Raw genomic sequence first — 11,997 nt, 5'->3', positions numbered from 1 at the left:
GTGCACTGCAGCGGCGTTAGTTGAGACTTTCTTCGCAGAACCTGGCGGTTTGTTCAGGCCAGACGCAGCGGGTGACGAACCACGCTGGGGGTGTCGAGATTGGCGCCAGGCAGAAGGATCACGGCCTGATTATTCACGTTGGCCAGCTGCAGCCAGAGGTTTTCTCCTTCAACGAACTGCCCGCGTGGCAACCATAAGCCGTGATGCCAGCCGGCGCCCGGCTCGGGCGTGCTCTGCAGAACTCCTGGATGAGTCTGGGCGCTGGGGGCGCGGCGCAGCCAGACCGGTCTGGGCAGGCCCTTGAGGTAGCGCAGGCCAAGGTGTAGCCCCTGTTGATTGAGATGACGCCAGCGCACCAGCGCCAGAGTCGGCGTGCCACTGTGCGTCAGCACCAGTACCAGCTGGCCGACCGGCAGTTGGTTACCCAGCTCGTTGGGACAGCGCAGGCGGGTGCCCCCTGGGCTTGCATCGAGCATCTGGGCTGTACTGCTCTGCGGGCGCTTTTCCAGCAGGTGGTCGTGAATAGCCGTCAGCCCGACGACCAGGCTGCAGTCTGCGCTGAAATCCGCACGCGGATGGCGGCGCTGCTGGCGTCCGTGCCAGTGTTGGCGAACGCGTTCCAGCAGTTCGCGTTCGAGGGTGCTCTGTAGTGGTGCCGGTTCGTGCAGTGCTACCAGCAGGGCGCCTAGCTCGAGGCGGCGCAGGTAATCTGCTGTGCCTTTGATCGGGGCTTCGTAAGGCAGGCAGGGTAGCGATTGGCTCAGGTCTATCAACGGGCCATCGCTATCGTCATCCTCCTCCCAGGGCAGCAGGCGCGCGAGTTCTGCAAGTGGTGTAAGTGCACCAAACAGTACGACGCATTCGCCGCTGGCCAGGTGGAAGGGGCTGCTCAGGGCAAGTAGCAGCATTTGCTGGTACAGGCCGCGCAACGTGCTGGCAGGCGTTGGCTGGAAGGGGGCGGCGACATGTTCGTCCAGGCAGTCCTGGTGTTCGCCAATCCAGTACAGCAGGTGGCTGTCACTCCACAGCGACTCGCTGGGTTCCTGGTACAGCTGATAGTGACGTAACAGGCTCTGCGCCAGGAAGTGCTCTGCCATGTACAGACACCAGGCCAGATGTGGCCGCGATGGCTGGCGTCCCTGAAGGATCTGCAGTAGCAGGCGCTTGAAGCCGCAGGCCAGCTCGTTGCACAAGTGGACAAAGCTGGCGGAGGGCAGCTTGCTGCTCAGCAGGGGGGCACTGTAATGGCGGTATTCCTCGCAGAAGCTTTGCAGGGCACGCTGCCTTTCCAGTAAGGTCATGGCGCTGCGGTTGAGGCGGAAGAGCAGTTCGAGCAACTGCTGCAGGCCTTCCTCGGCGGGCAATTGGCGCGCGCCACTCAGGCGTTCATTGAGGTCGCTGAGTGACGTGGCGTTCTCGTCGAGTATGTCCGGCACTTCAAGATGCAGGGCATCCAGCGTCATAACAACCCCGCGCGCACGAGGAGCGAATGCATGGGAAGGTCACTTCGGATGATGGTGGGTTGCATTGCCGCGCTTCTCCTGGCCGGCTGCGCCGAGGATTGGGGCCTCGATCAGCATGGACGAAAGGTAACGGCTGAGCAGCTCGATGGCCAGTGGTTGGTCATCAATTATTGGGCCGAATGGTGCAAGCCCTGTCGCACGGAAATTCCCGAGCTGAATCAGCTGAGTGAGCAGCTGAATGGCACTGGTGCGCAGGTGCTGGGCGTCAATTTCGACGCCCTGCAAGGCGCTGATCTGGCTCGGGCGGCCGATGCCTTTGCCATTCGCTTTACCGTGCTGGCAACAGACCCGGCTACACGGCTCGAACTGCCGCGCAACGACGTGTTGCCGGTGACCTATATCATCGGTGCCGATGGCCGGTTGCGTGAGCGCCTGGTTGGCGAGCAAACGGCGGCGGGCCTGCAGGCGCGCTTGGCCCACTGGCAATCTCGGGAGTAAGGATCATGCGTATCTGTCTGCACGGTTTCGTCAGCGGCAAGGTGCAGGGTGTGCATTTTCGTCAGCGCACCCAGGAAGAGGCAGAGCGGCTGGATCTCGATGGCTGGGTGCGCAACCTGGCTGACGGCCGTGTGGAAGTCCTGCTCGAAGGTGAGGAACAGGCCGTGCGTGAGCTGACGGCCTGGCTGGAGCATGGCCCGGAGCGGGCTGAGGTCAGCGGCCTGGCTCTGGAGGAGCAGCCGCTGCAGGGGATCGCAGGTTTTCTGGTCCGGCGCTGATCAGTCCTCGCCAGGGTCTGCCGCCAGGCGACCAGCATCCTTGAGTAGGGCGTGGAGAAATTCCTGCTGCAACTCCGGGTCGTTACGAGTCAGTTCGATCAGGCTCTGCTCCAGTTCGCTGGCTTCCTCCTCCAGGCCGAGGTCGGACAGGCGCTTGACTCGATGTACCCAGTGCGACACTTCGTCGTCTTCAAGATCGTCGTAGATCAACGCGTGCGCTTCGCGCAGTTTGCCGCGCAGATCGCGGCTGACCAGCAGGGTGGCATCGGCGCGGGTCCCATCCTGCGGGTCTTCGACACTGAGTAGCAATGTGCCGATCTGACTGGCGTCGTGGTCGGCGAAGGGGCCGTCGAGCAGGTTCAGGCGCAGCACGCCGGCGCGGTCGGTACTCAGTTCATGGGTTTCCTTGCCAGCCTTGACCAGCACGGGGCGTTCAGCCCAGGGCAGGCTCGAATACTCGGTACGCTTGTCCTGCTGAACCTCGTCGATCTTGGCCAGGTTCTGTTCCGAGCGACCATTGGATTCGACGTTCATCGCCGGGTTGAGGCCGGCGAAACCATAGTTGATCCAGTCCTTGGTCACGCTGTCCGGCAGGCGGCCGAGCATCACCACGTTGACGATGTTGGCACCAATCCCGGCCACGACCGCCACGGCACCCAACGGCACTTCGTACAGTTCGCGCCAGGGCTGGTAAGGCGTGTAGCGGTCGTAGCGGCGGGAAACTTCGAAGGCAGTGACCTCGAAGGTCTTTTGCTCGTGGATGCGCACGCGGCGCTGCGGCAAGGCCAGCACGCGAGGCTCGCCAACATCAATCTGCAGGCTGTGAGCGAGCAAACGCCGTTCAAGGCGCTCCTCGTGCTCACTGCGTTGCGGTAGCTGGTTGGCGCAGCCGCCGAGCATCAGGGCGCCGAGCAGGGCGGCGCCAATTCGAAGGGTGTTTCGCTGGTACATGTGGGTTACTGGGTCTGAGGTCAGCGGGCGATGCGCTCGGCAAGGAAAGTCAGGATGTCGGCTGCCGAAACCTGCTGGCTATCGCTTTCGCGGCGGTTTTTGTATTCCAGGTTGCCATCGGCCAGGCCGCGCTCGCTGACGACCAGGCGGTGCGGAATACCGATCAGCTCCATGTCGGCAAACTTCACACCGGGGCTGGTCTTCTTGTCGCGATCATCCAGTAGCACTTCGTAACCGGCGGCGGTCAATTCGGCGTATAGCTTGTCCGTGGCTTCGCGCACGGCTTCGTTTTCGTACTTCATCGGCACGATGGCGATTTGGAAAGGCGCCAGGGCGTCGGTCCAGAGGATGCCTCGCTCGTCCCAGTTCTGCTCGATGGCTGCGGCGACCACGCGGGAGACGCCGATGCCGTAGCAGCCCATGATCAGGGTGACGGGTTTGCCGCTTTCGCCGAGTACCTTGCAGCCCATGGCTTCGCTGTATTTGGTCCCGAGCTGGAAGATATGGCCGACTTCGATGCCGCGCTTGATCACCAGGGAACCCTTGCCGTCCGGGCTGGGGTCGCCCTCGACCACATTTCGCAGGTCGGCAACGGCAGGCAGCGGCAGGTCGCGCTCCCAGTTGAGGCCGAAGTAGTGTTTGCCGTCGATGTTGGCGCCGGCGCCGAAGTCGCTCATCAGGGCGACGCTCCGGTCGATCACGCAAGTGATCGGCAGGTTCAGCGGGCCAAGCGAGCCTGGTCCGGCACCGATCGCGGCACGGATTTCGGCTTCGGAGGCGAATACCAGCGGGCTGGCGACCAGTTCGTGATTGGCGGCCTTGATTTCGTTGAGTTCGTGGTCGCCGCGCACGATCAGTGCAACCAGCTTGCCTTCCTCGGCGGCATGCACGACCAGGGTTTTGACGGTTTTTTCGATAGCCAGGTTGAACTGGCTGACCAGCTCTTCGATGGTCTTGGCGTCCGGCGTATCGACCAGGCGCAGCTCTTCAGTAGCGGCACCACGTTCTTTTTCGCGCGGAATGGCCTCGGCTTTTTCGATGTTGGCGGCGTAGTCGGAGCTGTCGCTGAAGGCGATATCGTCTTCACCGGACTCGGCCAGAACGTGGAATTCGTGGGAGCCGGTACCGCCGATGGAGCCGGTATCGGCCTGCACCGGGCGGAAGTTCAGGCCCAGGCGGGTGAACACGTTGCAGTAGGCCTGGTGCATGCGGTCGTAGGTTTCCTGCAGCGAGGCCTGGTCGATGTGGAAGGAGTAGGCGTCCTTCATCAGGAATTCACGGCCACGCATCAGGCCGAAGCGCGGACGGATTTCGTCGCGGAACTTGGTCTGGATCTGGTACATGTTGATCGGCAGCTGCTTGTAGCTGTTCAGCTCGTTGCGGGCCAGATCAGTGATGACTTCTTCATGGGTCGGGCCTAGGCAGAAGGCGCGGTCATGGCGGTCCTTGATGCGCAGCAGTTCGGGGCCGTATTGCTCCCAGCGGCCGGACTCCTGCCACAGTTCGGCAGGCTGCACGACCGGCATCATCACTTCCAGGGCGCCAGCGGCGTTCATTTCCTCACGTACCACGGCCTCGGCCTTGCGCAATACGCGCAGCCCCATTGGCATCCAGTTGTACAGGCCCGAGGCCAGTTTGCGGATCATGCCGGCACGCAGCATGAGCTGATGGCTGATCACCACCGCGTCGGAGGGAGTTTCCTTGAGGGTCGAGAGCAGGTACTGACTGGTACGCATGTTTGGCCGTTCTGTCGGTTGCGAGGGCAAATAATGACTCGGCATTGTACGGGGCAAGCCAGGTGGCGTACAGGATGGAGCGGAAGTGAATATGGCGGAGCTGACAGCTGACCAGGTTCAGGCATTGATTCGTGCCGGCGTGCCCATGGCGGAAGATATCGACCTGAGGATCGATCACCTGGATGCCGATAAGGCGGTGGCCAGAGTGCCATTTCACGGCAAGCTGGTGAGGCCGGGCGGCACCGTTTCAGGACCGACCATCATGTCGCTGGCCGATGCGGCCATGTATGCGGTGGTGCTGGGGCGTTTGGGCAGGGTTGAGATGGCGGTGACGGCCAACCTGAACATCAACTTCCTGGCTAAGCCCAAGCCTGTTGATCTGGTTGCCGAGGCGCGAATCTTGCGCCTTTCGCGGCGTCAAGCGGTGTGTGAGGTGCAGCTTTATTCACAAGGAGGGGAGGGGGAATTAGTGGCGCATGTCACGGGAACCTACGCTTTGCCTCTTTGAGTTTCTTCGGTAGATAAAAAAGAACCCGGCCTAGGCCGGGTTCTTTTGCACTGATTGCAGCATCGCTAGGACTTAGAGCACGTCCAGCGGGTACTCAACGATCAGACGGGTGTCGTTCAGGTCAGAGTCATCGTACTGGGCGTTATAGGCGTCGTTGGCGCGCCATACAGCGTGACGAACGCGGAAGGAAAGGTCCTTGGCGGCACCTTCTTGAACCACATACTTGGCTTCGATATCCCACTCGTGCTCTTTACCTTCATCGCCAGAGTCGGTGGTGATGTTGTCACCGGTGATGTAGCGAGTCATGAAGCTCAGGCCCGGCACGCCGTATTCGGTCATGTCCAGGTCGTAGCGAGCTTGGTAGGAGCGCTCGTCTTCGCCGTTGAAGTCGGAGTACTGAACCGAGTTGGTCAGCCAAACGGTACCGCCGCCATCTACGCCGTAATCATAGCCATGGTCGCCGGTAGAGCGTTGGTAGCCCAGAGTGAAGGTGTGTGCGCCCAGGCTGTAGGATGCTCCGAGGCTCCAGATGGTGTTGTCGTCGAACTCGTCAGCCGAATACTCTTTCTCGTAATCGGTCTGGTAGATATTGAAGTCGAAGTTCAGGTCGCCTAGGGTGTAGTTCAGGTTACCGTAGTACTTTTTCCAGTAGTCTTCGACGTCAGAGGCGTGGAATGCGGCGCTGAAGTTGTCGGTGAACTGATAGCTGATACCCACGATGTCGGCAGACTTGAGGCCTGCAGTGTCGCGGTCGGTAGAGGTCTGGCTGCTGCCTGCAGTGAAGTGACCGCCGCTCAGCTCAAGGCCTTCGATTTCATTGCTGACGATGTAGGTGCCAGTGGCGACTTCCGGTAGGATGCGGCTGTCGTCGGTGGAGAATACTGGGCTGCCGACGAACTGGTTGCCGTACTTAAGAACGGTGTCAGAAACGCGGAATTTGATGGCGCCACCAACTTCGGTCTGTGTATCTGCGCCATTGCCATCGCTGTCTTTATCGAACTGGCCAGTGCCGTAGCGGCCACTACCGCTGTCAAGCTTGATGCTGGAGAGGGAGTGGGCGTCGAAGCCTACGCCAACAGTGCCCTGAGTGAATCCGGACTCCAGCAGCAGTCGCAGGCCGTAGCCGGTTTCTTCACGATAGCCATTATCGCCAGTGCCGGCGGTGTTCTTGCCGTCGTTGTAGCGATTTTTGTAGTCGCGGTTCATATACAGAACACGGTTGAAGATGTCGAAGCTGGTATCTTCAATCAGACCGTTGGACTCGGACTGCGCGCTGGCGAAAGCCAGTTGAGTAGTTGCGGCGGTCACGGCCAGGGCCAGTGCGCTCCACTTCATCACTTGCATTGTGATTGCTCCTTTGGTTTAGAAGAGTTGTGCTGCCCAGCATTTTGTTATATGGGCGGCTCTTTCTTTTTGTGTCGGCGCTAACTTATAGCACGGAGGTTTAAGTTGGCGACAGATATCATTGATTCCCTACGCTTTAGTTAGTGAGCTTGTCGCAAATTTGCATCTGCGATGTCGCTTTTATGTAGGTTTTTGCCGCTGCTTTCTCCGTGCGAGTCACCTTGAAAAAGCTATCAATCCAAGCGCTTACGACGTTAAGCGGTCATTTGCGCTGAACCAAAAGCCCCTGCGGTGCCGACGGTGGCAGTACCAAAGCAAATTCCGTGCACAAGTTGCCTGGGGAGTGAGAAAAATCCTCTGTGGCAGTTTCCTCTGCGACTGAGAGGCTTGTTCTGCATTGTGTTGGGTACATTCTGGTGTGTGGGGTGGCGTCTTTGATTCGGGTTGGTACGATGGTGCGAGCGTGCCTGGCTTCGCGGTAACGCTTTTGTCGGTGTGCTTGGTCGATTTGTGGGCGTATCTGCCACTTTTTTGCCCACTTATGGGGCGTTCGTTTCCTTGTAGGCGCAAGAGTCGGGGGTGTATGCCTGTTTTTGGGGCCTGGTGGGTGAGCGGCCCATGCCTTCCCGCTATGCTGCGCGCCCGAAGAATCATGTGAGCTGAGCTGGAGGGGTTCGAATGTTCAGTCTTGATCCGCGTTTGCAGCAGGACACCCTGGGGCTGGGTGATTTTGCCTTGTGTCGTTTGTTGCTGATGAATGACTCCACTTATCCCTGGCTCATTCTCGTGCCGCGCCGCGAGGCCGTTAGCGAGGTATTTCAGCTGGCTGCAGATGAACAGCAGCAACTCTGGCGAGAGACTACGCTGCTGGCCGAGACGCTCAAGGATGCCTTCGTGGCTGACAAGATGAATATTGCGACGCTAGGTAATGTGGTGAGTCAGTTGCATATGCATGTGGTGGTGCGTCATCGCGATGATGCGGCCTGGCCAGCTCCGGTCTGGGGGCGTCAGCCCGCAGTGCCTTATTCGCAAGAGCAGCTGAGAGCCATGCGTGAACGCTTGCGTCTGGTGTTGACGAGTGACTTTCAGTGGTTGGAGGTTTGATATGGATCTGGAGCAGAGGGTCGTGGAGTTGGAAAGCCGGCTGGCGTTTCAGGACGACACCATTGCCGCGTTGAATGATGAGCTAGTGGAGCAGCAGCGGCTGATTGAGCGCATGCAGGTGCAGATGAAGGAATTGGCTCGGCGTTTGGAAGAGGGGGCTAATCAGTTCGGTTTGGCCGAAGGTGATGCGTTGCCACCGCACTACTGAATATGAAGAAGCCCGCGTTTGCGGGCTTCTTTCATTTGGGTTTAGCGGTAGCCGGGGAGTGCGACTATGACGTCTTCGGCCTGCAGGCCTTTGTCTCTGTTCATGACGGAGAACTCAACACGCTGGCCTTCTACCAATACGCGATGGCCTTCGCCGCGAATGGCACGAAAGTGCACAAAGATGTCATCGCCACTGTCGCGGGAGATGAAGCCGAAGCCTTTCGAGGTGTTGAACCATTTGACCGTGCCGGTCTCGCGGTTTTCGCTCGGGGTGCGGCTGGGCGGGTTGCTGCGCGGGGTGGAGGTTGCCTTGCTCAGGCTGATGCTCAGATGCAGGACGGCAGCTGCTACCAGAATAATCAGGCTGAGGAAAACTGCTGGCTGGTTGCCGATCTGTGGGAGCGGGGCAAGCAGCACGAGTGTTTGCAGTGCAGTAGCAAACACCATGAGTGCGCTGACCAGTACTTGCAGCTGGTTGCGTGCGCCTTGCGGGAGGGCTGGGAGGGGGGCCATGAACAGGTTGCTAAGGCCGAACAATGCCAGATAGAGCGCATCCGGTTGTTGCAGGAAGGGAAGGGCTTCGTTTCGTAGGCTGGGAAGGAAGGACAGCAGCAGAGCGCCGCCGCCTGTGATCAGGTGGACGATCTTCAACATGGGTAATGAGCTCACTTATTTCACTATTTGGCTTGAGCATGCTGGCAGCACCGACGCAAGCCCGATGAATGGGCTCGAATAACCGGCCTGACCGCCAGGCGCTACAAGGGCAGCGCCGGCGTATTTAACCGCAAAGGGGAGGGGCGCTCAAATCAGGCGCTCAGGGCTGGCTCGGAAGTGGTGGGGCTGATCTGGTTACGGCCGTTGCGTTTGGCCTGGTACAGCGCATCGTCTGCCCGGGTGACCAGGGTGTCGAAGGTGTCGCCAGGTACGGCCAGTGCCAGGCCGAAGGAGGCGGTGATGGTGTCGAGAACCTTGTCGGTGCTACGAACCTTGACGCGCAAGGCCTGAATCTTGAGGCGTAGTTGTTCGGCGAAGGTGCTGGCGGTGGCCAGGTCGAAACAGTCCTTGAGGATGATGCAGAATTCTTCGCCGCCGTAACGGGCTGCCACGCCGCGCGCAGGCAGCAGATCGCGCAGCAGTTGGCCTACATGCTGCAAAACCCGGTCGCCCAGGGGGTGGCCGTACTGGTCGTTGAACTGCTTGAAGTGGTCGATATCCAGCATGATCAGGGCCAGGCCGTCGGTGTCGTTGGCCAGTGCCTGCTCCAGCAGGCGAGTGAAGGCGTGACGGTTGAACACGTGAGTCAGGCTGTCCAGTGTTGCGGCGGCCTGGGCGCGTTCCAGCTGGCTGCGCAGGCTCTGGATTTCACCCTGGGCGGCGCGTAGCCGGTAGAGGAACTTCTCTTGCTGATCGTGCATTTGCTGGGTGCTCAGTTGTAGCTCGTTGAGCACCGCAGGCAGGTCGTCGACGATGGGCTCCTGCAGAGCCGCCAGGCCTTGGGAGAGGCTGTCCTGATAATGCTGGCTGCCGGTTACGCTGCGTTGTACGTCGCCCTCAATATCGTCGACCAGTTCGATGACTTGCTGCTGCCCGCAGCGTGCTTCTTCAAGCTCGCCGCGAATGATGTAATCACGAAACAGTTTGGCGGCGGTTTCCGGTGGGAAGCTGGAGAAATCCGCGACGATCTTGTCGAGGCGACGGTTCAGTTCGGGTTCGTCTCCCCGGCAATAGTTGTACCAGAGCGCGTAGTGGATGGGGTTCGGTGGGATGTCGTGCCGGACCATGTGGGGTACGGCACGCTTGAGCAGCTCTGCAGCCTCGCGTGTTTCTTCCGGATACTGTTCGAGGATAGAGGGGGCTTTCGGCTGCTGGCTCATGCACATCACTGTGGCGGATGGTGGTATGGGCAAAGAATAGAGTAGTTGCAGGGCGGGTGCCTAGCAAAAGGCCCGTCTTGGACGGGCCTTGGCTGGACGCGCTTCAGGCAGCGAGCAGGCTGCGCAGCATCCAGGCGGTTTTCTCGTGCACCTGCATGCGCTGGGTAAGCAGGTCTGCGGTGGGCTCGTCGCTGACCTTGTCCAGCAGCGGAAAAATACTGCGGGCAGTGCGCACGACGGCTTCCTGGCCTTGGACCAGGAGCTTGATCATCTCTTCGGCGCTAGGTACGCCTTCCTCTTCCTTGATCGAAGAGAGGCGGGCGTAGGCTGCGTAAGTGCCCGGTGCAGGGAAGCCCAGGGCGCGGATGCGCTCGGCGATTGCGTCCACGGCCAGCGCCAGTTCGGTGTACTGCCCTTCGAACATCAGGTGCAGGGTGTTGAACATTGGTCCGGTGACGTTCCAGTGAAAATTGTGGGTTTTCAGGTACAGGGTGTAGGTGTCAGCTAGCAGCCGGGACAGACCCTCCGCAATGGCGGCGCGATCTTGCTCAGCAATGCCGATGTTGATTTCCATGCCGGTATCTCCTCTCAGGTGGCCGGGGTAGACGCTCCCCTTGATGTTCGGAGCCTATCACAGGCGGGCTTCTGCCCGGATTGTCTTGTGTCAATTGGGGGCATGCCTGGAGGCTATGAGTGGGTGTTGGTCTTCCTAGAGTTTCGCCAGTTCGGGTCTGGCTTGCAGGGTTTGGTTGAAAATATCCACCCATTTATGGCTGAACTGTTGGCCTGACAGATTGTTGATCTCCAGGATTGCGCGTAGCCGTGGGCGCTTGCTTAGGGTTTGGTGGGCGCGCTCATGGGTGCGGGCGTCGAAGGTGTCGGCCACATTCAGGAGCAAGGCGCCGGGGTGGATTTCCGCTTCTCTCAGGCCCTTGGGGTAGCCGCTGCCATCTGCGTGCTCCTGATGCTGCAGAATGATCTCGCTGGCCGTGTTCCATGCCGGCATGCGCTTGAGCAGTTCGTATGCCTGGCGTGGATGGCTTTGCATCTGGCGCCGTTCTTCGCGGCTCAATTCGCTCTCCTTGTGCAGGAGCTCGAGCGGAAGGAAGGCCATGCCCAGGTCGTGCAGGCAGACGGCTGCGGCCAATTGCTCGGGTTCTACTGGGCTGCCGGCTATTTCATTCATGCTCAGCGCCAGGTCGAGCAGGCGTAAGCCTCGACCGTGCCAGTAGGGAGAGCGGTGCTCGCCGGCGCTCATCAGTTCGCTGAAAAAGAGCAGGTCGGCGTCCATGGCTACGCCGTGGCTCTCCAGTAACTGCTGGAGAGAGGCGTTGCCGACTGCGACAGGCTGCAGCCGAGTGCTGGGGTCGAGGTGCTGCAGCAGCGTCCGGCGAATTTCACTCTGGCGTGAGGCGGGTGCGTTGGCCAGTGCCTGCAGGGCTTGGCACTGGCTGCTGATCTGCTGCGGCGAGGGGGCTTCGACAAGGCCCAGGGTGGCGTCGATCAGTTTGCGTAGTTGATCGAGGCTGAGCAGCAGAATGTCACCGAGCAGGCTGTCGAACTGCAGGTCACCTTCGCGCAGGCTGCCCAGCACATCCTCGATCGCTTGGGGGAGTGGCAGTAGCTGATTCAGGCCGACATAGCCCAGGCTGCCCTTGATGGTGTGAATTCGGCGGAACAGCTCGCGCAGGCGCGCGCTGTCGCCCGGGTGCTGCTCCAGTTCGATCAGGAGCTGTTCGCAGCGCGGCAATTGCTCGTGGGTGTCGAGGCGAAAGTCCTCAAGTAGATCCTGAGGGATGTCGGCGGGGCGTGCTAGGGCCATTGCAAAGCTCTCCGCGTGGCTGGACTCTCAGTATAGAGAGGTCGAGCTTCCCTGCTGTGGTGGGCGGCTGCGTCGATGCGATTAACCATATATAATCGCGCCCCTTGTCCTGGGCACGGCATCGTGCCAGTCGGGCGCTATGGCGCCGCTGATCGAGTATTCGCGCATTTTCGTCTCAGATTCTCAGAAAATGCCTGCAAGATGCCTGGGCC

At 60.3% G+C, this 11,997-nt stretch carries 12 protein-coding genes and 2 pseudogenes; 5 read left to right on the top strand and 9 right to left on the bottom strand.

What is annotated here, in order from left to right:
* Window positions 1–53: 53 nt before the first annotated feature.
* Window positions 54–1,463, bottom strand: coding sequence for a PilZ domain-containing protein (locus tag ACF8C6_RS03370; RefSeq protein ID WP_392497999.1), 1,410 nt, complete (start codon window positions 1,461–1,463; stop codon window positions 54–56).
* Window positions 1,464–1,493: 30 nt separating this feature from the next.
* On the opposite strand from ACF8C6_RS03370, the gene ACF8C6_RS03365 reads away from it, so the two are divergent.
* On the top strand, window positions 1,494–1,961 hold the full coding sequence (locus ACF8C6_RS03365) for a TlpA disulfide reductase family protein (RefSeq protein ID WP_392497998.1): 468 nt from the start codon (window positions 1,494–1,496) through the stop codon (window positions 1,959–1,961).
* Between the two features lie 2 nt (window positions 1,962–1,963).
* Complete coding sequence (locus tag ACF8C6_RS03360; protein ID WP_392498173.1) at window positions 1,964–2,239, top strand: acylphosphatase; 276 nt, start codon at window positions 1,964–1,966, stop codon at window positions 2,237–2,239.
* Here ACF8C6_RS03360 and ACF8C6_RS03355 read toward each other — a convergent pair whose 3' ends face one another.
* Window positions 2,240–3,190: a hypothetical protein gene (locus tag ACF8C6_RS03355; protein ID WP_392497997.1), complete on the bottom strand. Its 951-nt coding sequence runs from the start codon at window positions 3,188–3,190 to the stop codon at window positions 2,240–2,242.
* A 20-nt stretch (window positions 3,191–3,210) separates the two neighbouring features.
* Window positions 3,211–4,926, bottom strand: coding sequence for a proline--tRNA ligase (locus ACF8C6_RS03350; RefSeq protein WP_392497996.1), 1,716 nt, complete (start codon window positions 4,924–4,926; stop codon window positions 3,211–3,213).
* Between the two features lie 100 nt (window positions 4,927–5,026).
* Here ACF8C6_RS03350 and ACF8C6_RS03345 point away from each other — a divergent pair, with 100 nt between their 5' ends.
* Window positions 5,027–5,434, top strand: a complete 408-nt coding sequence (locus ACF8C6_RS03345; protein ID WP_277688754.1) for a PaaI family thioesterase — start codon at window positions 5,027–5,029, stop codon at window positions 5,432–5,434.
* Window positions 5,435–5,506: 72 nt separating this feature from the next.
* Here ACF8C6_RS03345 and ACF8C6_RS03340 read toward each other — a convergent pair whose 3' ends face one another.
* Window positions 5,507–6,778 carry an OprD family outer membrane porin gene (locus ACF8C6_RS03340; protein WP_392497995.1) on the bottom strand — a complete coding sequence of 424 codons (1,272 nt, stop codon included), beginning with the start codon at window positions 6,776–6,778 and terminating at the stop codon, window positions 5,507–5,509.
* Between the two features lie 678 nt (window positions 6,779–7,456).
* On the opposite strand from ACF8C6_RS03340, the gene ACF8C6_RS03335 reads away from it, so the two are divergent.
* Both ACF8C6_RS03335 and ACF8C6_RS03330 read left to right on the top strand, forming a co-directional pair.
* The gene (locus tag ACF8C6_RS03335) at window positions 7,457–7,882 is read left to right on the top strand and encodes an HIT domain-containing protein (protein WP_392497994.1); all 426 of its coding nucleotides are present in this window, start codon (window positions 7,457–7,459) and stop codon (window positions 7,880–7,882) included.
* Window position 7,883: 1 nt separating this feature from the next.
* The gene (locus ACF8C6_RS03330) at window positions 7,884–8,090 is read left to right on the top strand and encodes a SlyX family protein (protein WP_392497993.1); all 207 of its coding nucleotides are present in this window, start codon (window positions 7,884–7,886) and stop codon (window positions 8,088–8,090) included.
* Window positions 8,091–8,131: 41 nt separating this feature from the next.
* Here ACF8C6_RS03330 and ACF8C6_RS03325 read toward each other — a convergent pair.
* From ACF8C6_RS03325 to ACF8C6_RS03305, 5 genes and pseudogenes are all read right to left on the bottom strand, one after another.
* Window positions 8,132–8,350, bottom strand: a pseudogene (locus ACF8C6_RS03325) (cold-shock protein); the annotation flags it as partial.
* 75 nt (window positions 8,351–8,425) lie between these two features.
* Window positions 8,426–8,743 (bottom strand): annotated as a pseudogene (locus tag ACF8C6_RS03320) (cold shock domain-containing protein membrane protein); the annotation flags it as partial.
* A gap of 152 nt (window positions 8,744–8,895) precedes the next feature.
* Window positions 8,896–9,963: a GGDEF domain-containing protein gene (locus ACF8C6_RS03315; protein WP_392497992.1), complete on the bottom strand. Its 1,068-nt coding sequence runs from the start codon at window positions 9,961–9,963 to the stop codon at window positions 8,896–8,898.
* Between the two features lie 103 nt (window positions 9,964–10,066).
* Window positions 10,067–10,537, bottom strand: coding sequence for a Dps family protein (locus tag ACF8C6_RS03310; protein WP_277688702.1), 471 nt, complete (start codon window positions 10,535–10,537; stop codon window positions 10,067–10,069).
* A 135-nt stretch (window positions 10,538–10,672) separates the two neighbouring features.
* Window positions 10,673–11,785 carry an HD domain-containing phosphohydrolase gene (locus tag ACF8C6_RS03305; RefSeq protein ID WP_392497991.1) on the bottom strand — a complete coding sequence of 371 codons (1,113 nt, stop codon included), beginning with the start codon at window positions 11,783–11,785 and terminating at the stop codon, window positions 10,673–10,675.
* Window positions 11,786–11,997: the final 212 nt, after the last annotated feature.

The sequence above is a fragment of the Pseudomonas sp. zbq_18 genome (genome assembly GCF_043102245.1).
Classification (GTDB): domain Bacteria; phylum Pseudomonadota; class Gammaproteobacteria; order Pseudomonadales; family Pseudomonadaceae; genus Aquipseudomonas.
Note: the sequence above shows the minus strand (reverse complement) of the source record. Positions and strands in the feature narration are given on the sequence as shown.